Source organism: Pseudomonas sp. PS01297 (assembly GCF_029959305.1).
Classification (GTDB): Bacteria; Pseudomonadota; Gammaproteobacteria; order Pseudomonadales; family Pseudomonadaceae; genus Aquipseudomonas; species Aquipseudomonas helleri.
Genome location: NZ_JASCPQ010000001.1, coordinates 197,825 through 219,130 on the forward strand (window position 1 = coordinate 197,825; position 21,306 = coordinate 219,130).

Genomic DNA, 21,306 nt, shown 5'->3' on the forward strand with positions numbered 1-21,306 from the left:
TCGACCCGCCCCGGTAAGGGGCGAGTACGGTTTTTTTGTTTTGAATGGACGAACGTCAGCGTTGGGTGCGCGGCATGCCGAGGCCAAACTGGGCGATCAGCTCGCGCTGGATCTCATTGGTGCCGCCCCCAAAGGTCAGGGTCACCGAACCACGCAGCTCGAATTCCAGCTCACCGTGGAGCATCGTCGCCGCCGAGCCGCTGCGCATCGAGCCATTCGCGCCAACAATGGCCGCCAGCTTGCGCAAGATGTCGATGGCGGACTCCGAGCCAAATACCTTGGTGGTCGAACTCAGCGCCACGTCCATGCGGTCGCGCTCCAGGTCTGCGGCGATGCGCATATTGATCAGGCGCATGGCTTCCAGGCGCGCATAACATTCGGCCAGTGAACTGCGCACCCAGGCTTTATCCATCGCCCGATGTCCCTGTTCATCACGGGCCCTTGCCCACAAGTAAACCCTGCGAAACAGCGCCACGACTTTGTCCGACCAGGTACCCAGGCCCAGACGCTCGTGGTTCAGTTGCGAGGTGATCAGCTTCCAGCCACCGTGCAACTCACCCACCAGCATGTCGTTGGGCACCCGGACGTTGTCGTAGTAGGTCGCGGTGGTGGGAATGCTGGTGGTGGGAATCAACGTGTGCGAGAACCCCGGCGTCGTGGTGTCGACAATCAGCAACGAAATGCCTTTGTGCCGAGCCTGCGTCGGGTCGGTACGCGCCGCCAGCCAGACAAAGTCAGCGGACTCGGCTCCGGAGGTCCAGAGTTTGTTGCCATTGACTACAAAGCCTTCGGCGTCCTGGCGGGCGCTGGTCTTGAGCACGGCCAGGTCGCTGCCAGCCTCGGGTTCGGAATAGCCGATGGCGAACATAATCTCGCCAGCCGCGATACCCGGCAGAAAGCGTTCTTTTTGCCATTCACTGCCGTGCGTCATCAAGGCCGGGCCCACGGTGCTGATCGTCACAAAAGGCAACGGTGCCCCGGCGATGTTCGCCTCTTCGAAGAAGATCAACTGCTCGGTTGCGGCGTAACCCTGGCCTCCGTGGGCCTTGGGCCAACCGACCGCGAGCCAGCCGTCGCGGCCCATTTGGCGGATGGTCTGGCGGTACAGCTCACCGCCTTCCTTGCCGCGCAACTGGTCACGCATGTGCGGGGTCATCAGGGCCTGGAAATAGTCCCGCACCTTGTGGCGCAGGGCATGTTGTTCGGGTGTGAGGTCAACGAACATGTGCTGCTCCTTAAGCTGCGCCGAGAATCAGGCCGCTGGTAGGCACGCCGGTACCGGCGGTGACCAGCACGTTCTGCACATCCGCCACCTGGTTGGCAGCCGTACCACGCACCTGGCGCACGGCTTCAGCAATACCGTTCATGCCGTGGATATAGGCCTCGCCCAGTTGTCCGCCATGGGTGTTGATCGGCAGTTTGCCGCCACGGGCATGATGCCCGGCGCGGATGAACTCCTTGGCTTCACCGCGCTTGGCAAAACCGAACTCTTCCAGTTGTGGCAAAACAAACGGTGTGAAGTGGTCGTAGATCACGGCGGTCTGAAATGACTCCGGGCCAAGGCCCGACTGGCGATACAGTTCGCGGGCAACCACGCCCATTTCCGGCAGCCCGGTAATGTCCTCGCGATAAAACGAGGTCATGCTCTGCTGGCCCTGGCTGATGCCCTGGGCGCCAGCCTTGATGCTCACCGGCTTCTGACGCAGGTCACGGGCACGCTCAGCCGAGGTGATGACCATTGCCACCGCGCCATCGGACTCCTGGCAGCAATCGAGCAAGTGCAGCGGCTCGCAGATCCAGCGCGAAGCCTGGTGCTCTTCGAGGGTGATCGGCTTGCCATGGAAAAACGCCTGGGGGTTGCTCGCGGCAAAATCCCGCGCAGCCACGGCGATTCGGCCGAAGTCTTCACTGGTCGCGCCGTAGGTGTGCATGTAGCGCTGGGCAAACATCCCGACCCAGGCGGCCGGGGTGTGGAACCCGTGGGGCATGTACCAACCGTAGTTGACGTTGTCGAAAGTCGGCGCCGCGGCGAAGCCATAGTTGCCCGTGCCGAAGCGATACCACGAGCGCTCGTTCATGGCCCGATACACCACCACAACCTTGGCCATACCAGTGGCCACGGCCATCGCCGCGTGCATCACCGGCCCGCAGGCTGCGCCACCGCCGTGGGGCACCTGGGAGAAGAACTTGACGTCTTTGCAGCCCAGCAGCCGGGCAATTTCATATTCCGGTACTTTGTCTACCGAGTAGGAGCTAAACCCTTCAACCTCGCCAGGATCGATCCCGGCATCCTTGAGCGCGCTCAAGGTGGCTTCCAGGGCCAGGCGCAACTCGGTGCGTCCGGAGTTTTTGGAAAATTCGGTTGCGCCGAGGCCGACGATGGCAGCGCGCCCGGAAATCGATGAACCAATCATCTGCGTTTCTCCGGCTATCAGGGCAAAACCAGCGAGACCGTGCCGGTCACGTGGTTACCCATGGAATTTTTGCCGCTCAAGGTGACGTCCACCGAACGGGTCTGGGCATCAACAGCGCTGACGCTGCCGCTGAAGGTCATGCAGTCGCCGGGGTAGTTCGGTGCGCCGAGCTTGATTTTCAGCGCAGTGAACTGCGCCAGCGGTCCGGCCCACTGTTCGATGAACCGCTGCACCAGGCCGTTGGTGGTGAGGATGTTCATAAACACATGGGGCGAGCCCAGGGCACGGGCTGCCTCCGCATCGTGGTGACCGGGGAAATAGTCACGGGTGGCAATTGCCCCGCCGTTGATCAGGGTCACCGTAATCGGCACGGCCAGCTCCGGCAGCGCTTCGCCGGGGCGCACGTCGTCAAAGCGCTTGGTGTTCTTCGAGGTCATATTTCCATCCCAGCTTGTCGTTATCGTTGAGCCAGTCACCCAGGCGTTCCAGGTTGGCCGCCGAGCCGCCAAAGGCCAGGCAGAGGCCGCGGCTCCAATAGAGAAAACGGTGGATCGGGTACGTCAGGTCGACACCGATGCCGCCATGCACGTGTTGCGCGACATGGCCGATACGGTGCCCGGCTTCACAGGCCAGCCAGGCCGTAGCCAGTGCTTCAGAAGGGGCCGGCAACCCGGCATCGATGCGGTACACCAGTTGCCACAGTGCCGTGCGCAAGGCTTCAACGGCGATGTGTGTGTCGGCCATGCTCATTTGCACCGCCTGAAAGCTGCCGATGCTGCGCTCGAACTGCCGACGCTCGCTGACATAGGCCACGGTACGGCGGATCTGCTCTTCGCTGACCCCCAGTTGCAGTGCCGCCAGGGCAGCCACGCTGCGCAGTTCCAGCCAGGCCACGGCCTCGGCAGGCAACAGGGCACCGGCCTCGACCGTCAAGCCGTGGATATGCAAGTCGGCGACTGACTCACCGTGGGTGAGTACCCCCTGGACTTTCTGGATTTCAGCGGCCGACAGGTCGAGCAACAACAGGCGCGGCTGCTTTTCGACCTCGACCAGCACCAGGGCCGCGTTTGCCTGCGCCCCTAGAGACAAGGCGGCAACCCGGCCATTGATTGACCAGCCTGCGGAAGTGGCTTGCCCGTGCAACTCGATCCCCAGCGCGTGGTTCAAGCCATCTATGGACAGGCTCAGCAGCGCCTCACCGCTGGCCGCCTTGTCGACCCAGGCCCCGCACTGGCTGGCGGCGAACTGTGCAAGCGTCGCGGCGGCCAGTTGATGCCGCCATAACGGCACCTGAGCCAGCGCCTTGCCCTGGGCCTGCAACACCACCATCAACTCGGTCATGCCCAAGCCGCTGCCACCGTGCTCTTCAGGAATGGCCAGTGCATGCAGACCGGTTTCGATGCTCAGCGCCCATAACGGCGCCATTATCGGTTCCCCGCTGTTGTCCCACTGACGCATGTAGTCGTCATGGCAATGATCGACATACAGGCTGTCGGCCATTTGCGCAATCGCGCGCTGCTCTTCGCTCAATTCGAAATCCATGCTGGCTCCTATGCCTCTACCGGCCGGAACAACGGCAGGGTCAGTTGCTCATCAAACGTCTGGAACTCAACCTGCAAGTGCTGGCCGATTTGCAGTTGTTCGCGTTCAATCCCGACCAGCCCGGCGATCAGGCGCACGCCCTCCGCCAGCTCGATCAGACCAATGGGGTTGGGGTAATCGAACGGCGGCACTTCGGGGTAGTGCATCACCACAAACGAATACAGGGTGGCGCGACCACTGGCCTGCACGCTGTCCCAGTCGAAGCTGTGACACTCAATGCACACCGGCGCAGGGGGATGGCGCAAGGTCTGGCACGCGGTGCAGCGCTGGATCAGCAACTGGCCTTTTTCGCAGCCTTCCCAGAAGAACCGCGTATCGTCGCTGATGCCGGGTAACGGGCGCTTGATCGTGGGCGGTGCAACCTCGGCCTTGGCCGGTGCCTGGACATTGGCCGGGCGGAACTTGAAGACCCGAAACAACAACTCGCCCACGGCCTCATCGCCGCCGCTATGTTTTGCCCCCGGCCCTTCAACGAAATGGCTCATGACCAGAGTGACAAAAAAACCGACACCCAATGCGGTGGTTTTTTCGTCGCTGATCGAATCCAGCCGGGTGGTGTAGTAAAGCTTTTCACCCAGGCGAACCGGCCGTCGAAAGCTCAATTCGGAGTTAACCGCCACGGTCGAGGCATACCCGTAGGCTTCCATTTCCTTGAGCACTTCGTAAGGGTTTTCATCCGTGGAGCCCGGCGGATAGTTGTTGGCGTGCAGGCCTTCCATGGTCCACACCTGCAGCATCGCAGGCGGTGCAATCAACCCTTCATGTTGAGTGCCCAGAGCAAAATCCGCGTCGGTATAGAGCGGGTTGTCAACGCCCATGACTTCGCACCACTGGCGAATCATCGGCGCATTCACCTCGTCCCAGGCATACACGCGGCCGTACTGGCGCCCCACCAGGGCACGCACATTGGATAGCAATTGTGGATCAGCCAAAGTCGTCTCCTTCACAGTGAAGGCGGCGACCAGACCCGGCCACCGCCATGGATCGATCAGGTCGGCAGTGCCTGCGCGGCCCCTAAAAATACCGGGCGCTCACCGCCACCGTGCAACAGCAGGTTGCAACCACTGGCGTAACTGGCCAGCGGGGACGCGAGGTACAGGCAGGCGTTGGCGATGTCGTCGGGCACGCCCATACGGGCTGCCGGGATACCGGCCGCGACCGCCGCAATACCCGCATCGGAGCCGTAATGCAGGTGCGCCTGTTCGGTCAGCACCAGCCCGGGGCTGACCGTCACGACGCGCACTTTAGGCCCCCACTCCACCGCCAGCGATTGCACCAGGGCCAAGACTCCGGCCTTGGCAGCGCCATAGGCAGCGGTACCTGGAGAGGCACGCAAGGCGCTGATGCTGCCAATAAAGACAATGCAACCGCCCTGTGTTTGCGCCTGCATCAAGCGATTGGCGTGCTGGGCGACATTGAGGGGGGCGATCAGGTTGAGGCCAATGATGCTGTCGTGAAAGCGCGGTGATGCCGTCGCGGCCTCGGCGGCAGGGCTGCCTCCGGCATTGTTGATGACCACGTCGAGGCGGCCGAAGTCGCGCTCGATGGCAGAAAACAGGCGTTGCAGGGAATCAGGGTCACGCACATCGGCGGCGATGAAAGTGGCCTGCCGCGCGCCGAATGCCGGCATCTGTTCTGGCTCACGCCGGGCGCACACAATCACCCGCGCGTTGGCTGCCAAAAATCCCGAGACAATACCCGCGCCGATGCCTTTGGTACCCCCGGTGACCAGTACCACCTTGCCGCTGTAATCAAGACCCGAATGCAGCTCCATCATGTGCTCCTTCTCTGCTGACAAGGTTCACTCTAGGGCCGAACATCTGGCCAAACTACGTCTGAACGGACGATGAAAATCTGGCCTCGTGAACAGGACACTGGCACTCATTTACGTTGTCTGGTTTTCGAGGATGCGCATGTCTGACTTGCCCGCTGCACCGGTTTTACTTGAACGCCCGCTGCCCGGCGTGGCCCTGCTGCGGCTTAATCGCCCCCATGCGACTAATGCCTTAAGCCTGGAATTGCAGGCGCTGTTGTCGCAGTACTTCAGTGAGTTGGCGCTTGATCCCGAGGTGCGCTGCATCGTGTTGACCGGCGGTGACAAGGTGTTCGCCGCCGGGGGCGACATCAACAGCATGGCCGGGGTCGGTGCCATCGATATCTATAAACGTCACACCGAGAGAGTCTGGGGGCCGATCCAGCACTGCCCTAAACCTGTGATTGCAGCCGTCTGCGGTTATGCCTATGGCGGCGGTTGTGAGCTGGCGATGCACGCCGATTTGATCGTCGCCGGGCGCAGTGCGCGGTTTTGCCAGCCGGAGATCCGCATCGGCATCATGCCCGGCATTGGCGGGACCCAGCGCCTGGTGCGCGCGGTGGGCAAGGTCAAGGCCATGCGCATGGCGCTGACCGGGCAACCCATCAGTGCCGAGGATGCCTGGGTTGCCGGGCTGGTCAGTGATCTGGTGGAGGATGATCAGGTGCAGGCGCACGCGCTGGAACTGGCACGGGTGATTGCCAGCATGCCGGCATTGGCTGCTGAACAGATCAAGGAGGTCATCCTTGCCGGCATGGACGCACCACTGGAAGCCGGCCTGGCCTTGGAACGCAAAGCCAACGCCCTGCTCTTCGCCTCAAGGGACCAGAAAGAAGGCATGCAAGCCTTTATTGAAAAACGCCCGGCACAGTTTGAAGGTCATTGACTGATACGACGCCGCGCTGTCGCGCAGCAAACAGGCCACTGTAGTCGCTGACGAGGTACGAAGGCTGCGATCGGCAATCCCTGGCCGTGTCGCGGCTAACCTGGCGTCCTGCCGGGCGCACTACTGCGCAAAACCTGCGTTCGGCCAGCGTGGTTTAACGGAGCCTCTTAGATCAAGATCAAAAGATCGCGAGGCAAGCTCGCTCCTACAGGGCCCAAGAATCAATCACTTATTTTATGTTTGGGGGGCTGCACCAGCAGCGGCTCCCGCACGGCGGCCGGAAAACACGCAGTCGGCCAGTGACAGACCGCTGATGTACAAGTGTGAAGGGATGCCCAGGGCACTGCGGCCGGCGGCGTACAGGCCTTCGATTGCCCGGCCCTGCCCGTCCAGCACCGCGCCGCTGCGTTCATCAACCCGCAAGCCGCCCAGGGTCAGGGCGCCCAGCGGAAAGAGCGGGTTATTAACCGAGATGTCGCACGCATAAAAAGGCCCTTGTTCGAGCACGTGTCGCCCGCCTTCAGACTTGCCGAACGGTTCCGGGGCCTCGCCATGGGCAGCGGCATTGGCGGCCAGTACCGAAGCACTCAGTGCAGCAGGGTCCATGCCGGTGGTGGCGGCCAATTCACCCAGGCTTTTGCCCTTGCGCACCTTCAACAGCATCAGCGCCAACGCCGGAAAGCTCTGAAACCACCAGTAACCGCCGAACAACGCTTCACGAATGGCCTTTTTGCGCAACGGTGCATCCAGCACCAACCATGCCTTGCCGCCCTGTTCTTCCATCAACGGCTGGCCCAGCGTGGCTCCATAAACTTCTTCATTACAAAAGCGCTGCCCCGTGCGATTGACCACAATGCCTTTGTGCCAACTGTACGGCGGGTTAAGGAAGCGCCACGCCGATACCCGTTCCAGCCGATCGCCCTGGCCGCCGCAGCTTTGGCCCAGACGCAAGCCACTGCCATCGCAGCCGGTGGCACCGACCTTGAAATTGCGCACGAACTTGGGTGCGTGCTGATCCAGCAACTGCCGGTTGAAGATAAACCCGCCCGTACTGAGGATGACGCCCTTTCGCGCCTGCACCCGTCGTGGCTGGGCGAAGTCACGTTCCAGCTGGCTGATTTTGTGCCGCAGCTTGTTGCAATAACCTGGTGCGAAGTTCTGCAACCGTTCAGCCCTGGCCGCCAGGCGCGCATGCAATAACGCGGGTTTGCTGCCTGCGGGCAAACAATAGAACTCAACCCCCAGCACACGGCCCTGAGGGTCGGTTACCAGCCGCCGCGCCGCTGCTTGCAACAATGGCCGGGCCCCGGCTCGCAGGCAGGCAGATTTGAGGTGGGCATACAGCACCGCGCCGCCCTGCCCCTTGCCCACCGTGCGATGCCCCCGTGGTGCGGGTGGCAGGGCACCGCCATACGCAGGCACCAACTCGTTGCCGGAGTAATACAGATAGTAGCCGTCAGACGGGTACGAGGTTTTGCCGCCGGGTGGCATCTGGTGGGAGTAAGGCGCGCCGTGGCCCTCCAGCCAGGCAAGATTGCCCACGCTGTCAGCACAGAAGCGACGCAAGGTGTCATCACTGATCACATTGTGCGTTTCGTGCTTGAGGTAATCGAACATAGCTTCGGGGCTATCATTGAAACCCGCCGCCAACTGATGCCGCGTCCCCCCACCGGCATAGACCACTCCGCCGCTTTTGGCGCTGGCACCGCCGCCCGTGAACCGATCGGCGATCATTACATCGGCGCCCTGTGTCCGAGCTTCCAGCGCGGCGCAAGCTCCCGCAGCGCCCCAGCCGACCACCAGCACATCACACTGCTCATCCCAATCGAGGCTGTTGCCATCCGCCACCTGCAAGGGCGGCAGCACCGGGCTGCCGGAACTGCTCTCGCGTGTTGACATGTCGCCTCCTAGCGCTGGCTGGCCAAGTGATTGGCGGCGATATAAGCAAAGGTCATCGCCGGTCCCAACGTGCCGCCAGCACCGGGGTAACGGGTACCCATCACCGATGCCGAGCAGTTACCAATGGCGTACAGACCGGCAATGCTCGTGCCGTCCTCACGCACCACTTGCGCGTGTTTGTTGGTCAACAGGCCGCCTTTGGTGCCGATGTCGCCCGCGTCGAGGCGCATGGCGTAAAACGGGCCTTTGCGCATCGGCGCCAGACAGGGGTTGGGCTTGATGTTGCAATCACCGTAGTAACGGTCAAACACATTGGCGCCGCGCCCGAAATCCAGGTCGACACCTGTCACGGCATAGTCGTTGACCTTGCCGACAGTGGCTTGCAGCCCGCTGGCGTCGACGCCAATCTGCCGGGCCAGGTCGTCCAGGGTATCGGCCTTCCAGTACAGTGAGTTCAACCATTCCTTGCGCAAGCGGCTGTCCGGCATGACCTGCCCGGGCATCAACGGCCCCATGGCGTAGTTGAACCGAAAATGCGCGTCGAAGATCACCCAGGCCGGCACCGACTTGCCGTTGGTTTTTGCGTTGTCCTGGTACATCGCATCGACAAACTCCAGGTACGGCGCCGCTTCGTTGACAAAGCGCTGACCTTCGCCGTTGACCACGATGGCCCCAGGGAAAGCTCGTTCGGCAAACACCGCACGGGGCTTGTCTTCACCTACCACGGCAATCGTCGGAGCCCACCAGGCCCAGTCCAGCAAGGCGGTGGCAGCGCCTTGCTCCATACCGGCAATCAGTGCTGCGCCGGTGTTGTTACCCGGCGGTGTCGCGCACCAGGCCTGGCGGCTCGGGCTTGGCAGATAGCGATCGCGCAGGGCCTGATTTTGCTCGAAACCACCCGAGGCGAGGATGACGCCGTAACGCGCATACAGCTCTCGCTCGGCGCCATCCTGCTGCACGGTGATACCGGTGATGCGCTGGTTATCGTTGATCAGCCCGCTAAAGTCGGTGTTAAGCCACAACGGCACGTTGCGGTCCATCAGCGAGCGGCGCAGCGAAGCCACCAGCGAACTGCCCAAAGAAGCCCTGCGGTCCATTTTGCTTTTGCGCCGCCATTTAAAATCCAGCTTGTAGCGCAGCATCAGTTTCATGATCAGCAGGCGCCAGCCAAAACTGCGGGCCATGGCTTTGTGCGCATCCCGCGCGGTCCAGGCGATTCGCCCCATCAACAGGGTGGAAGGCGACGGTTTACGCAGGTTGGCCAGTTCGTCACCGAGCAGGCTGGTGTCGAACAGCTCCGGGTCCAGGGTTCGGCCCCCGGCCAGAGCGCCCGGCAAATGCGGGTAGTAATCCGGGTATTTGTCCGCGACCGCATAACGCACCCGGCTGCTGCGGGTCAGTTGTTCGATCATCTTCGGCGCATTGTCCAGATAGGCGCGCAGGCGCTCCTCATCGACTGTCTCGCCTACCGCTGCCTTGAGGTAGGTGAGCGCCTTGGCATAGCTGTCGTTATCGCTCAAGCGGGCGAAATAGTGATTGTTGGGGATCCAGATACCGCCCCCGGAAATGGCTGAGGTGCCGCCGTACTGATTGCTTTTTTCGACGATCAGGACCTTAAAACCCTGGTCGGCCAGGAACACTGCCGAGGTCATCGCACCTGCGCCCGAACCGACGACAATCACATCGTAGTGGGTCTGAGACTGAACTTGAGCCGTCATTATTGTTATGCCATTAGCTGAGGTCAGAAAAAACCGCCAACGACGCAGCACCTGCGCTGGCGGAGTGCAACCCATGATCAGCGCTGCCCAGGTTCGGCTCATCGTCAAAGCAGACTAGAAAGCCGACCTGCGGCACCGCGCCAAGAGGCGCCGGGTCAGACCGGCGCGCGCCTGTCGGCCCAGGGGCTGGTTTGCTCCAGTTGGCTGGCCAGCCGCAGCAGCACGTCTTCGCCGCCCAGGCGGGCGGTGAACATCATGCCCACAGGCAAGCCGTTGTCACTCATGCCCAGAGGCAGCGAAATCGCCGGTTGCCCACTGACATTGGCCAGCACGGTAAAACCGGCACTGCCCATGGCGTGGCCGACGTAGCTGTCCCAAGGTTGATCAAGGGACAACACGCCGAGCGTCGGTGTCAGGCTGCCGGTGACCGGCGACAGGATCACGTCGTAGCGATCGAATTGCTGTTCCATGAGTGCGCCGATGCTCTCGAAGGTCTGCCGCGCACGATAAAGGTCTTCACCACGGATGCCCTGTGAACGCTCCAGGTTGACCCGCGTGATTTGCTCCAGGTCCTGCGCGGTTGCGGCCCGCCCGAGCACTTGCTCGCGGTCTTGAACCTGCGCCCGCACGGCGGTCCCGATAACCGTGCCGTGAGCACCGAACAATTGGCGTGGGTCGATGTTAAGGGTCAACTCGTCAAGCTCGTGCCCCAGCGCCGACAAATGCTTGATCGTCTGTTCCAGCGTGGCCGCAATTACCGGGTCCAGAGGCGCTCCGGTCAGCGACCGGCGCACAACAGCCACCCGCAATTTGCCCGGATCACGCTGTAATTCATCGACGTAGGGACGCTCCAGCGGAGCGCACCAATAGGCGCTCCCGGCTTCATGGCCTTGACCGGCATCGAGAAACAACGCGCTGTCGCGCACGGTGCGCGTCACAACATTGGCCACGCTGGCACCAAACAAACCTTCGAAATGCTGCGGCCCGCTGGGGGTGCGATAGCGGCTGGGCTTGAGCCCGATCACGCCACAATACGACGCCGGTATGCGGATCGAACCGCCGCCATCGGTGGCGTGGGCCACAGGCACGATGCCCGCGGCCACTGCGGCGGCCGAGCCACCCGAAGAACCGCCCGCACTCATGGCCAGGTTCCAGGGGTTATGGGTCTGGCCCCAGGCCAGGGATTCAGTGGTGGTGGTCAAGCCAAATTCAGGTGTCGCCGTCTTGCCGAACGGCACCGCTCCGGCCTGCTGGTAACGGGCTATTAGCGTGCTGGTGCGCTCGGCAGGCGGAGACTCCTTGAACAGCCGGCTACCGTTGCTGGTGATCGTGCCTTGCAGCGTGGTGTTGAGGTCTTTGAACAGCAAGGGCACACCGGCCAGAGCGCCCTGGCTACAGGTGCCCGCGACACGACGTTGGGCAAGCAAATTGCGCGCGTAAGTGTCGTGCAGCATGTTCACGGCCTGGATTTTCGGGTTGACCGCGTTATAGCGAGCCAGTGCGGCCGTCAGCAGGTCTTCGGGGCTTAGTTCGCCACTGCGGATCGCCTCGCTCATGGCCCAGGCATCCATGTGCTGGTAATCGCTGGCAGAAAGCCCTTGCGCACGCGCATCGGCAAAGCGCCCCAGCAAGCCAACGCCGACAGCCACTGCACCGGCCTTGAGCACACTGCGCCGAGGCCAGTCAGTGGCGGTGTTGTGCGGTGTGTTTTTAGGGTTGTCCATTGTCGTTATCACGCCCTGATTAATCATTTATTGGCAGTGGCCTTAAGGCCACCTGTACGGTCATCAGTCGGCGGTGACCCCGGCCAGCATGGTGGCGAGGTAATGCTCGCCATAGGGTGGCAACAGCCCCCACTCACGGCGTGGATCATGGGCCGACGCCTTGAACACCGTGCGCATGTGGCTGAATTCCAGAAACCCTTCACGGCCGTGGTAATGGCCCATCCCTGAAGCCCCGACGCCACCAAAAGGAGCGTCGTGCAACGCAGCGTGCATCATCACATCGTTGATCGTGACCCCGCCGGACACGGTGTGTTCGAGCACCTGGCGCTGCTCCTGCACGTCATCACCGAAGTAGTACAACGCCAGTGGGCGGGGCCTGGCGTTGATATCGGCGATAACCTCAGCCACTTCGTCATAGCTCAGCACGACCATGGCCGGGCCGAAGATCTCCTCTTGCAGGATCTGGCTGTCCGCAGGCGGATTTACCACGACCCGCAGCGGTCGGCGGCGGTCGTCAACATCCACGGCCAATGGCTCGGGCAAACATTCGACCCGCGCACCGCGTGATTCGGCGTCTTGCACCAGACCTTCAACCCGCTCCAAGTGGCGCTGGTTGACCACTGCCACCACATCCGGGTTGCCCGCCACACTGGGGTTGAGTTCGCGATATGCACTGCGCAGCGCATCCAGCAACCCTTCGAGTTGCTCCCGAGGCACGTAGACCACGTCCGGGTTGATGCAGATCTGCCCGCCATTGCTGGACTTGCCCGCAGCAAGGCTGAAGGCGGTCTTGTTCAGGTCCGCCGTGCGAGAAATGATCACCGGCGACTTGCCGCCGAGCTCCAAGGTCACCGGCACCAGGTTTTTCGCCGCATTGCTCATCACCCGTCGACCAATCGCCGTGCTGCCCGTGAACACCAAATGATCAAAGGGTTGGCTGCTGAAGGCTTCGCCCAGTTCCGGCCCGCCGTTGAACATCGCTACGACCAGTGGGTCCAGGTGATCGGTGCAGAGCCGGGTCAGCAGTTCAGCAGTACGCGGCAGCACTTCTGAAGGCTTGAGAATCGCCCGATTACCGGCCGCCAGGGCCGAGGCCAGCGGGCTGAACAGGGTATACAGCGGAGCGTTCCAGGTGCCGAGTATGCCCACCGTTCCTTTGGCCTGGTACATCACCCACGCCCTGGCACCGAGTTGGTCGTAAGGCGAAAACACCTCGCGGGGCTCGTCTTGCATCCAGCCCTGCAAGTGATCGCGGGCATATTTCAGTGAAGCCAGTGCACCCAGTACGTCGTTCATCAGGGAGAACCCGGCGGGCCGCCCGCCAAAGTCCTGGTCGATGGCACGGGTCAATGCCTCGTGGTGATTGACCAGCAAATCGATCACGTGCTGAAGACGCTGGCGACGAGTGTCGGCACTGACGCTCCCAGCACGCGCAAAGGCGCTTTTTTGTTGCGCCAGCAGGCTGACGAGATGCGGGACAGAAGCCGTGGCTGAACTCATTGTTATCCCCTTGCAGGTTGGCTCGATGGCCGGTGAGCGCCCTATGCGCCTGGCGCCACCCTAACCGCGCAAGCCCTTGCCGCGCCTCGTCCAATCGAACTAGAGCCCTTCATTAGTGTTAGTCCGTTGAGACGATGTTCGAGGTGGGCAAACGCTCAATACTGGCCATACGAAAATTCCACTCCATGAGGCCAGTCATGGCAATGCAAAACATCAGCTTCGACCCCCAGGCGTTTCGTGCTGCGCTTGGCACATTCACCACCGGGGTCACGATCATCACCACTCAGACCGAAGAAGGCGCGCCAGTAGGCATTACCGCCAACAGCTTCAACTCGGTGTCGCTCAACCCGCCCCTGGTGCTCTGGAGCTTGTCCAAGCAAGCCCGCAGCCTGCCCGTCTTCAGCAGCGGCAAGCACTGGAACGTGCACGTATTGTCCACTGAGCAAGAGACGCTTTCAGGACGCTTTGCCACCCAGGGCGAGGACAAATTTGCCGAGATCGAACTCGATAACGGCGTCAGCGCGGCCCCGCTGCTGCAGAATTGCACTGCACGTTTCCAGTGCCGCACGGCCTTTCAGTACGAAGGCGGCGATCACGTTATTTTTGTCGGTGAAGTCCTTGCCTTCGATCACAGCGACCGCGCTCCGCTAGCGTTCCAGAGCGGTCAATATGCGCTGGCTACGCGCAAACCGCGCAGCGAGTTACGGCTGGCGACCACCCCGCCGCCACCGGAATGCAGCTACACCGAAGACTTGCTCGGTTACCTGTTGGGGCGCGCCCACTACCAGGTGCTGAACACCCTGCGGCAGTTGCTCAACAGCAAGCAACTGGACGAGCAGACATTTTTCATCCTGTCGATCCTGTGCATTCGCGACAACCTCACCCTCGAAGAAATCAACACCTTCGTGAGCTACACCGGGCGTGAAGTGACGCTGGCCAGCATGCGTTTTCTTGAGCGCCAGCGTCTGGTGGCTTTCGAGGGGGCAGCCGAAGCATTGCGCTTTGTGCTCACCGCTCAAGGCCGCGAAATGTCCCTGCATCAACTGGCGCTGGCCAAGGCCGTGGAAGAGGATCTGTCGAGCACGCTGGGGGCCGCGGATGCGCAAGCCCTGAAGGTCTTGCTCAAGCGCTTGATCGTGGTCAGTGATCCGGGCTTGCCCGATTTGTGGGCACCGCGATGACTGCTCGCGCAGGTGTACTGCCCCCCGCCACGCTCGGCTGGGGCAGTCATGGCTTGCTGATGCTGTTGGCCCTGGTGTTTGCCGATAACTTTGTCGGACGGCAAATTCTTGCGGTGATGGTCGAACCGATCAAAGCCGAGTTTGGCGTCAGCGACACCGCCATCGGGGTGATTTCGGGCCTGGCGTTTGCCGGGGTCTATGCCCTCACCGGTTTGCCTGCCGGGCGTCTGGTAGACCGCATGCCGCGTGTCCGCCTGCTGGCTATGTCATGCCTGTTGTGGGCGTTGGCGACCATGGCCTGCGGGTTGGCGGGCAGTTTCCTGGCGCTGGCCGTTGCCCGCATGCTGGTCGCTGTCAGCGAGTCGCCCACGACCTCGGCATCGCTGTCGCTGATCGCAGACCTGTACCCGCCCCAACGGCGTTCGTTTGCAATCAGTTGTTTTACCGCAGCCCCGACTTTCTCTTCGATCATCGGCTTGAGCATCGGTGCCTGGGTAGTCGAGGTGTACGGCTGGCGCAGTGGCTTTATTGCACTCGGCATCCCGGCCTTGGTGTTTTGCGCGATCCTGGCCTTTTTTGTGCGTGAACCGCAGCGTGGCCGCTGGGACATAGTGGCTCCCTCGCACACGGCGCCTGCATTGCTCGGCATGGGCGCCGAGGCGCGCAAACTATGGGCCATACCCGCCTATCGCTGCCTCGTGCTCGCCGGTGGCCTGGCCACGCTCAGCTCTTACGCAATTGGCATGTGGAACACCAGCTTTCTGGTGCGCTCACATGGTTTGTCGTTGCAACATGCCGGCTTGCTGGCCGGGGTGATTTGCGGGTCTTCGGCCGGATTTGGCGGCCTGTTCAGTGGCTGGTTGAGTGATCGCCTGTGCCGCCGCCAGGCACATTGGCAACTGACCATTCCGATCCTCGGCCACTTGATCGCCCTCAGCGCCCTGATCCCCTACCTGCTGTGGTCCGACAGCCTGCTAGTGCAGGTCGGCACTGTACCAATCCCGACCGCGATGCTCTGGTGTGCGCTGTATTCGTTCTTTGCCGTGTGGTGGGTTGCCCCCTCCTACAACCTCGTGACCCAACTGGTGCCGACAGGTCGTCGCGGCACCGCCATGGCGCTGCAAACCATCATCAGCACCTTGTTTGGGGTCGGTATCGGCCCATTGATCACGGGCTTGTTCAGCGATTTATTGCACCCGGTATTCGGATACGAATCGCTGCGCTACGCCTTGCTGCTGGTGAGCCTGCCAGTGATTTGGGCCGTGTTGCTGCTGATGCGCGCCATGCGTCATGCCTCCAGGACAGGTTATCGCTATGTCGAGACACCTATTGGGGCAGAGGGGTGAATAACTTGCCCTGCTGCAGGCATGGACTGCGCTCTTTCTCCGTCATTAAAAGGCAACTCTATGAACGACTTGATCCATAGTAACCAGCAAGGCGCGCTGCTCACCCTGAGCATCAACCGCCCAGACAAACTCAATGCCCTCACCAATGCCATGTACACCCGCCTGGCCGATCTGCTGTATGCAGCAGGCGAAGACCCGGGGATAACCGCTGTCATCATCACCGGGGGCGAGCACTGCTTTACCAGTGGCAACGACCTGCGGGATTTTCTCGAATCGCCGCCCACCCACTTGAACAGCCCGGCGTTCCGCTTTATGGACGCGGTTATCCAACTGGACAAACCTTTGATCGCCGCCGTCTGCGGTGCGGCCATTGGCATCGGTACCACTTTGTTGCTGCATTGCGATCAGGTGCTTGTCACCCACCATGCAAAACTGCGCATGCCCTTCGTCAACCTCGGCCTGTGCCCGGAGTTCGGCGCCAGCCTGCTGCTCCCCCGCCTGGTCGGCCATGCCAGAGCCGCCCGGCTGTTGCTATGGGGGGACGGCCTGGACGGCACGCAAGCGGTCGCTCTGGGATTGGCCAACGAAGCCTTTGAAGACGGCGAATTATGCCTGGCCGCGGCACAAAAAATGGCACAGCGCTTAATCTCCCTGCCCCGTGAATCCGTGTTGCACACCAAGCGTCTGCTGAAACAGCCGTTGCTGGAAGCGCTGCAAGACACCCTGCGCCGGGAAAACCTGCTGTTTATGGAACGCCTGAAAAGCACCGAGGCCAAGGCTGTGCTGGAAGGCATGTTGCAGCGCAGTGCCGAAAAAGGCTGAAGCCGGTTTCATGACTGCCTACGTCATTAAATCTCGCCTTGCGCCAGCCCCAACACCCACTCGCGAAAAATCACCGCACAGGGCGACAACGGCCGATGCTTGACTGACACCAGGTACTCGGCACGCCCTGTCACGCATTCAAACCCGGTGACGCGCTGCAGCTCGCCTTTGGCGAAGGCTTCGTCGCCCATGAAGGTCCACGCCAGGCCAATGCCCATGCCTTGTTGCACCGCGCGAAAGGCCAAGGTCAGTTGGTTGAACACCGGGGCTTTTTCCGGGGCGAGGTAGTCGATGCCGAAATGCTCAAACCACTGCTCCCAGTCCAGGCAATGCCAGGCCGAGGTGTCGATCTGCACCAGGTTGGCGCTGGCCAACTGTTCCAGGGTTTCAATGCCTGCGACGTCCAATGAGGTATGAGCCACCGGAAAGACGATTTCCGGCATCAGGAAATCGCTGTTCAGTGCCCCCCACTCGCCTTGGCCGTAGAGGATGCCCAGGTCGTAATCCTTGAGGCTGGCTTCATCGAATTCATTCATTGCGTGCACGTGCACGGCGATGTCGGGATAGGCCTTGTTGAATTCGATCAGCTTGGGGAACAGCCAAAACTGCGCCAAGGCATGGGTCGCCAAAATTGAGACGGTGTTGGGTTGATGCACATTGCGGATCCGCGTCACGCTCTGGTGCAGCGTGGTCAGGAGTGTATTGACCGTTATCAGCAGTTCCTGCGCGGCAGGCGTGAGCATGACGCCGCGCGGTTTTCTTTCGAACAGCGGCACGCCAATGCAGTCTTCCAGCTGACGCATTTGTTTGCTCACGGCGCTTTGGGTCAGGAACAGCTCTCTGGAGGCGCCGGTAAAGCTTGAGTGGCGGCCGACTGCTTCAAAGGTGATCAGGGTTTCCAATGGTGGCAAGGCACGCAGGTAACGGTTGATGATGCAGCTCCTTGTGGCGACAAACAGCAAGATATTCCGCAGCGGAATGGATGACTGATTTTTTATCGCAGGTGGCGTTGAATAGCTACCGATAGAATCTCGCCAAAGTCATTAGTTGAGTAGGCGTGATGAAAAGCGGGATTGTGTTTGCGTTGCTGGCCGGAGCCATTTGGGGCGGGGTGATTCTTGGGCCCTCCTTGCTGCCGGAATTTAATGCGGTACTGATCAGCAGCGTCCGCTTTGCGATGTATGGCCTTATTTCTTTGGCCGTTGCACTGCCCATGGCAGCACGCCTGCTCGCTAAAATCAGCCGCGCCGATGTCGGCATGCTGGTGCGTCTGTCACTCACCGGTAACGTGTTGAACTATGCACTGCTGGGCGCCTCTGTGCAGCTCAGCGGGGTCACGGCGGCCTCGTTGATCAACGGCATCATGCCGGTGGCCATCACGTTTTTGGGCCGCGCCGATGCGGGCTCGTTGCCGATCAGCAAACTCAAGCTGCCTTTATTGATGGTATTCCTCGGAATCGTATCGATCAGCCTGGAACATACCGGGGCCCATTCATCGGGCACAGAGTTGACCACGCAACTGCTGGGCATCGCTTGCGGGTTCTGCGGTGTGGTCAGTTGGTCGTGGTATGCCACCCACAATGCCCGTTACCTAAAACAGAGCGCGTTCAACAGCAGCGAATGGTCAACCCTGCTGGGCATCGCTACCGGGACCGTCGCCGTGGTGTTTGGCCTGGTTGCCTGGTGGCTGTTCCCTAACCTCATGCCTGCCAACATCGACAGCAGCCGCTGGATGGACTTTTTGTGGGTGTGCCTGTTCCTGGCGTTCTGCGGTTCGTGGATTGCCAATGGGCTATGGAATGCCTGCTCACGGCGCATGGCAGCGTCGCTCAGCGCGCAATTGATTGTCTTTGAAACGCTGTTCGCCTGTATTTATGGCTTCTTTTACGCCCAACGCCTGCCCAGCCTCATCGAGTTGGTGTCGATTGCTTTGTTGGTGGGCGGCGTGGTCTGGGCGGCGAGGCGCCATCGACTGCCGGGCGTTAAGCTACCAAGCCCGGCCTGTCAGGGCTAAAGCGCTGTTACGCGTGCCAGCAGCGATACCAGCCGTTGTTTTCCGAGACTTGCAATTCAGTTTGATACAGCGCCGAAAGCTTCTCGCTGGTGAGGATCTCGCGCTTGGGCCCGTCGGCAATCAGTTTGCCCTGGCTGATAAGAATCACCCGGTCGATTTCCGGAATGATCTCGTCGATGTGGTGAGTGGTGATGATCATGGCACGATCTTCGCCACAGAAATTACGCATTAGCGACAGCAACCCAAGGCTGGCGCCCATGTCCAGGCCGCTGGTGGGTTCGTCGAGGATCAGTGCTTGCGGGTGGTGAACCAGGGCGCGGGCCAGCAGCAAGCGGCGCTTTTGCCCGGTGGACAGGCGCTGGAACATGCGCTGCTCTTCGATATCACTGCCCAATTGCTGCATCAGGTTGCGGGCTAAGGTGATGTGTTCTTCATTGGGCTGCAAGTGAGCGTGGGCGCCCATGGCGCCAAAGAAGCCGGACACCACCACATCCAGCGCCGAGGTGTACGGGGTGTAATCCTCTTGCATGTCCTGGGACACGAAGCCGATCTTGCTGCGCAGGGCCCACAGGTTCACGGTTTCATCGCCGAACAGCTTCAGGTAGCTGCCTTCGCGTTCAACCGGGTAGATCTCACGGTTGATGAGCTTTAACAGGGTGCTTTTGCCGGCGCCGTTTGGGCCAAGGATGGCCACGCGTTCGTTGTAGCCAATGTGAAGCGTGACGCGGTCGAAGACCTGTGTTTGCTGTTGAAAAGCGCTGACCTGGTTCAAATCGATCATGGTTATGCCTTGGTTGACCGTGGGTGCGTGCCGTAGCGACTAGCGTTTTGCCGCGCGAGACTGTACGACGCATTCTTGGGTTTTGAAACCCTTTTGCGGCCGGTAAGTGCTCCTCCAATGAGCGCAAGCACGCCGTGGCAATCTTTACTATGAATGGAAACATTTCTCATTTATATTTGCTGCCGCTCTGCACCCGCTCAGGCCGATCATGCCCTTCGACCCCGTCAAACCCTCACTGCTCAGTACACTGGTGCGTCACTACGACGAGCTGGTTGATCATGTGCGTCGGCGTTTTGGCGATCGCGGTTTTGCCCGCGAAGTGGTCCATGATGTCTGCGTGCAATTGCTTGAAAAACGCGAAAAGGATAACGTCCACACGCCGTTGGCGTTGTTGCGCAAGATCTCCCACGATCAAGCGGTCAACCGCTACCGCAGTGAGCGACGCAGCCAGGCCTGGCTCATTGAGATGCCCGAACCGCTGGATGCTGTCTGCCCGGCGCCGTCACCAACGCGCCAGTATGAGTCGGCTCGGGAGCTGGAGTTGCTCACCCAGGCCATCAGCCAATTGCCGGAGCGCTGCCAGATGGTCTTTGTCATGCACAAGATTCACGAATTGCCTCAGGCTGAAGTGGCTGCACGTATGGGCATTTCACTAAAAACCGTCGAAAAACACCTGCGCCTGGGCATTGCTGCCTGCCGCGCACACCTGGATCGTCCGCCCGGCCCTTTATGAACACGCCCTCTTCACCCGAGCAACCGCTGTCTGCCGAAGACGAAACCCTGGCTCGCCATCGCGAAGAGCTGCGCAAGCGCTTTCCGATGCCCACTCCCAAGCCGCGCAAACCGCGCACGCCGCTGGTGGTTGGGGCCCTGGTGGCGCTGGTGGGTGCAGGCCTGTTCTGGACAGACCCCAGCTATCACATCGAGCAGTACAGCAGTGCACTGGGTGAGCGGCGCGTGCTCGATCTGGCAGACGGCAGCCGGGTGGTGCTCGACAGCGGCACCCAGGTTGAAGTCAGTTGGCACTTGCGTTCGCGTCGCGTGGCACTCAACAGCGGACAGGCCTTGTTCGATGTCAGCAAAACGCTGTGGCGCCCGTTCCAGGTGGATGCCGGTGCTGCCCGCGTGACTGTGCTGGGCACCCTGTTCAATGTGGCCCGCGAAGAGAATGCCGTGCACGTGGCATTGGTGCGCGGCAGCGTCAACGTGCAGTCAATCACCGATCCGGCACAGCAACAGCGGCTGATTCCGGGGCAGCAGTTGGCGGTCCTTGACGGTCAGCTACAGCCAACCCGAAACGCCGACATGCACGGCGTGCTGGCCTGGCAAGAACGCAAGCTGGTGTTCTCGCGTACCCCGCTGGCACAGGCCATCGCGCAGATCCAGCGTTATCGTCAGGCACCGATCCGCCTCGAAGATCCAGCCCTGGCGCAATTGCCCATCAGCGGCGTTTTTAACACCGACAACGTTGAAGCCCTGCTCGACCTGTTACCGCATATCTTGCCCCTGGCGACGGCACGGGATGCGGACGGTACGTTGCACATCACCCACAAGCCTGCAAAAAAATAATTCAGTGACGAGGTAGGGTTTTGCCGTGCGGGTGACG

The 21,306-nt window shown here is 61.3% G+C and carries 19 protein-coding genes; 7 read left to right on the plus strand and 12 right to left on the minus strand.

Annotated features, from left to right (window positions below; all coding sequences use genetic code 11):
* Nucleotides 1-55 precede the first annotated feature (55 nt).
* From QMX84_RS00765 to QMX84_RS00790, 6 genes are read right to left on the minus strand one after another with little or no spacing between them, the layout of a single operon-like run.
* Entirely contained in the window at nt 56-1,225 is a 1,170-nt protein-coding gene (locus QMX84_RS00765) for an acyl-CoA dehydrogenase family protein (RefSeq protein WP_153338001.1), read from the minus strand.
* 10 nt (nt 1,226-1,235) lie between these two features.
* The gene (locus tag QMX84_RS00770; RefSeq protein WP_282362852.1) at nt 1,236-2,414 is read right to left on the minus strand and encodes a lipid-transfer protein; all 1,179 of its coding nucleotides are present in this window, start codon (nt 2,412-2,414) and stop codon (nt 1,236-1,238) included.
* A 17-nt stretch (nt 2,415-2,431) separates the two neighbouring features.
* Nucleotides 2,432-2,851 (minus strand): MaoC family dehydratase, encoded by a 420-nt coding sequence (locus tag QMX84_RS00775; RefSeq protein ID WP_262125937.1) that lies wholly within the window; start codon nt 2,849-2,851, stop codon nt 2,432-2,434.
* Nucleotides 2,823-3,956, minus strand: a complete 1,134-nt coding sequence (locus tag QMX84_RS00780; protein ID WP_282362853.1) for an acyl-CoA dehydrogenase family protein — start codon at nt 3,954-3,956, stop codon at nt 2,823-2,825. Before QMX84_RS00780 ends, QMX84_RS00775 begins: the two co-directional genes overlap by 29 nt.
* 8 nt (nt 3,957-3,964) lie before the next feature.
* Nucleotides 3,965-4,948, minus strand: coding sequence for an OB-fold domain-containing protein (locus QMX84_RS00785; protein ID WP_282362854.1), 984 nt, complete (start codon nt 4,946-4,948; stop codon nt 3,965-3,967).
* 56 nt (nt 4,949-5,004) lie between these two features.
* Nucleotides 5,005-5,790 carry an SDR family oxidoreductase gene (locus QMX84_RS00790; protein WP_282362856.1) on the minus strand — a complete coding sequence of 262 codons (786 nt, stop codon included), beginning with the start codon at nt 5,788-5,790 and terminating at the stop codon, nt 5,005-5,007.
* 139 nt (nt 5,791-5,929) lie between these two features.
* Between QMX84_RS00790 and QMX84_RS00795 the strand changes: the two genes are divergently transcribed.
* The gene (locus QMX84_RS00795) at nt 5,930-6,715 is read left to right on the plus strand and encodes an enoyl-CoA hydratase (protein ID WP_282362857.1); all 786 of its coding nucleotides are present in this window, start codon (nt 5,930-5,932) and stop codon (nt 6,713-6,715) included.
* Between the two features lie 234 nt (nt 6,716-6,949).
* Here QMX84_RS00795 and QMX84_RS00800 read toward each other — a convergent pair whose 3' ends face one another.
* The 4 genes from QMX84_RS00800 to QMX84_RS00815 all read right to left on the minus strand — a co-directional run bounded on the left by QMX84_RS00800 (nt 6,950) and on the right by QMX84_RS00815 (nt 13,583).
* Complete coding sequence (locus QMX84_RS00800) at nt 6,950-8,614, minus strand: FAD-binding protein (RefSeq protein WP_282362858.1); 1,665 nt, start codon at nt 8,612-8,614, stop codon at nt 6,950-6,952.
* An 8-nt stretch (nt 8,615-8,622) separates the two neighbouring features.
* Nucleotides 8,623-10,332, minus strand: coding sequence for an FAD-binding protein (locus QMX84_RS00805; protein WP_153332514.1), 1,710 nt, complete (start codon nt 10,330-10,332; stop codon nt 8,623-8,625).
* 155 nt (nt 10,333-10,487) lie between these two features.
* Nucleotides 10,488-12,056 carry an amidase gene (locus tag QMX84_RS00810; protein WP_282362859.1) on the minus strand — a complete coding sequence of 523 codons (1,569 nt, stop codon included), beginning with the start codon at nt 12,054-12,056 and terminating at the stop codon, nt 10,488-10,490.
* A 63-nt stretch (nt 12,057-12,119) separates the two neighbouring features.
* Nucleotides 12,120-13,583: a coniferyl aldehyde dehydrogenase gene (locus tag QMX84_RS00815; RefSeq protein WP_282362879.1), complete on the minus strand. Its 1,464-nt coding sequence runs from the start codon at nt 13,581-13,583 to the stop codon at nt 12,120-12,122.
* 170 nt (nt 13,584-13,753) lie between these two features.
* Here QMX84_RS00815 and QMX84_RS00820 point away from each other — a divergent pair, with 170 nt between their 5' ends.
* From QMX84_RS00820 to QMX84_RS00830, 3 genes are read left to right on the plus strand one after another with little or no spacing between them, the layout of a single operon-like run.
* Nucleotides 13,754-14,737 carry a flavin reductase family protein gene (locus QMX84_RS00820; RefSeq protein ID WP_123749221.1) on the plus strand — a complete coding sequence of 328 codons (984 nt, stop codon included), beginning with the start codon at nt 13,754-13,756 and terminating at the stop codon, nt 14,735-14,737.
* Complete coding sequence (locus tag QMX84_RS00825) at nt 14,734-16,083, plus strand: MFS transporter (protein WP_282362860.1); 1,350 nt, start codon at nt 14,734-14,736, stop codon at nt 16,081-16,083. The genes QMX84_RS00820 and QMX84_RS00825 overlap by 4 nt, the downstream gene beginning before the upstream one ends.
* A 60-nt stretch (nt 16,084-16,143) precedes the next feature.
* Nucleotides 16,144-16,905: an enoyl-CoA hydratase-related protein gene (locus QMX84_RS00830; RefSeq protein ID WP_282362861.1), complete on the plus strand. Its 762-nt coding sequence runs from the start codon at nt 16,144-16,146 to the stop codon at nt 16,903-16,905.
* 26 nt (nt 16,906-16,931) lie between these two features.
* On the opposite strand, the gene QMX84_RS00835 is transcribed toward QMX84_RS00830, so the two are convergent.
* Nucleotides 16,932-17,867 (minus strand): LysR substrate-binding domain-containing protein, encoded by a 936-nt coding sequence (locus QMX84_RS00835; RefSeq protein WP_282362862.1) that lies wholly within the window; start codon nt 17,865-17,867, stop codon nt 16,932-16,934.
* A gap of 95 nt (nt 17,868-17,962) precedes the next feature.
* Between QMX84_RS00835 and QMX84_RS00840 the strand changes: the two genes are divergently transcribed.
* On the plus strand, nt 17,963-18,919 hold the full coding sequence (locus QMX84_RS00840; RefSeq protein WP_282362863.1) for a DMT family transporter: 957 nt from the start codon (nt 17,963-17,965) through the stop codon (nt 18,917-18,919).
* A gap of 7 nt (nt 18,920-18,926) precedes the next feature.
* Here the strand turns inward: QMX84_RS00840 and QMX84_RS00845 are convergent, their stop codons facing one another.
* A complete protein-coding gene (locus QMX84_RS00845; RefSeq protein ID WP_282362864.1) occupies nt 18,927-19,700 on the minus strand; it encodes an ATP-binding cassette domain-containing protein in 774 nt (257 codons plus the stop codon).
* A gap of 208 nt (nt 19,701-19,908) precedes the next feature.
* Between QMX84_RS00845 and QMX84_RS00850 the strand changes: the two genes are divergently transcribed.
* Nucleotides 19,909-20,433: an RNA polymerase sigma factor gene (locus tag QMX84_RS00850; protein ID WP_153389861.1), complete on the plus strand. Its 525-nt coding sequence runs from the start codon at nt 19,909-19,911 to the stop codon at nt 20,431-20,433.
* The gene (locus tag QMX84_RS00855) at nt 20,430-21,269 is read left to right on the plus strand and encodes a FecR domain-containing protein (protein ID WP_282362865.1); all 840 of its coding nucleotides are present in this window, start codon (nt 20,430-20,432) and stop codon (nt 21,267-21,269) included. Before QMX84_RS00850 ends, QMX84_RS00855 begins: the two co-directional genes overlap by 4 nt.
* The last annotated feature ends 37 nt before the right edge of the window (nt 21,270-21,306 follow it).

What these genes read in the sequence shown, in the direction of transcription:
- QMX84_RS00765 (WP_153338001.1), bottom strand. Translation starts at nt 1,225, where the DNA reads ATGTTCGTTGACCTCACACCCGAACAACATGCCCTGCGCCACAAGGTG.
- QMX84_RS00770 (WP_282362852.1), bottom strand. Translation starts at nt 2,414, where the DNA reads ATGATTGGTTCATCGATTTCCGGGCGCGCTGCCATCGTCGGCCTCGGC.
- QMX84_RS00775 (WP_262125937.1), bottom strand. Translation starts at nt 2,851, where the DNA reads ATGACCTCGAAGAACACCAAGCGCTTTGACGACGTGCGCCCCGGCGAA.
- QMX84_RS00780 (WP_282362853.1), bottom strand. Translation starts at nt 3,956, where the DNA reads ATGGATTTCGAATTGAGCGAAGAGCAGCGCGCGATTGCGCAAATGGCC.
- QMX84_RS00790 (WP_282362856.1), bottom strand. Translation starts at nt 5,790, where the DNA reads ATGGAGCTGCATTCGGGTCTTGATTACAGCGGCAAGGTGGTACTGGTC.
- QMX84_RS00795 (WP_282362857.1), top strand. Translation starts at nt 5,930, where the DNA reads ATGTCTGACTTGCCCGCTGCACCGGTTTTACTTGAACGCCCGCTGCCC.
- QMX84_RS00800 (WP_282362858.1), bottom strand. Translation starts at nt 8,614, where the DNA reads ATGTCAACACGCGAGAGCAGTTCCGGCAGCCCGGTGCTGCCGCCCTTG.
- QMX84_RS00805 (WP_153332514.1), bottom strand. Translation starts at nt 10,332, where the DNA reads ATGACGGCTCAAGTTCAGTCTCAGACCCACTACGATGTGATTGTCGTC.
- QMX84_RS00810 (WP_282362859.1), bottom strand. Translation starts at nt 12,056, where the DNA reads ATGGACAACCCTAAAAACACACCGCACAACACCGCCACTGACTGGCCT.
- QMX84_RS00820 (WP_123749221.1), top strand. Translation starts at nt 13,754, where the DNA reads ATGGCAATGCAAAACATCAGCTTCGACCCCCAGGCGTTTCGTGCTGCG.
- QMX84_RS00825 (WP_282362860.1), top strand. Translation starts at nt 14,734, where the DNA reads ATGACTGCTCGCGCAGGTGTACTGCCCCCCGCCACGCTCGGCTGGGGC.
- QMX84_RS00830 (WP_282362861.1), top strand. Translation starts at nt 16,144, where the DNA reads ATGAACGACTTGATCCATAGTAACCAGCAAGGCGCGCTGCTCACCCTG.
- QMX84_RS00845 (WP_282362864.1), bottom strand. Translation starts at nt 19,700, where the DNA reads ATGATCGATTTGAACCAGGTCAGCGCTTTTCAACAGCAAACACAGGTC.
- QMX84_RS00850 (WP_153389861.1), top strand. Translation starts at nt 19,909, where the DNA reads ATGCCCTTCGACCCCGTCAAACCCTCACTGCTCAGTACACTGGTGCGT.
- QMX84_RS00855 (WP_282362865.1), top strand. Translation starts at nt 20,430, where the DNA reads ATGAACACGCCCTCTTCACCCGAGCAACCGCTGTCTGCCGAAGACGAA.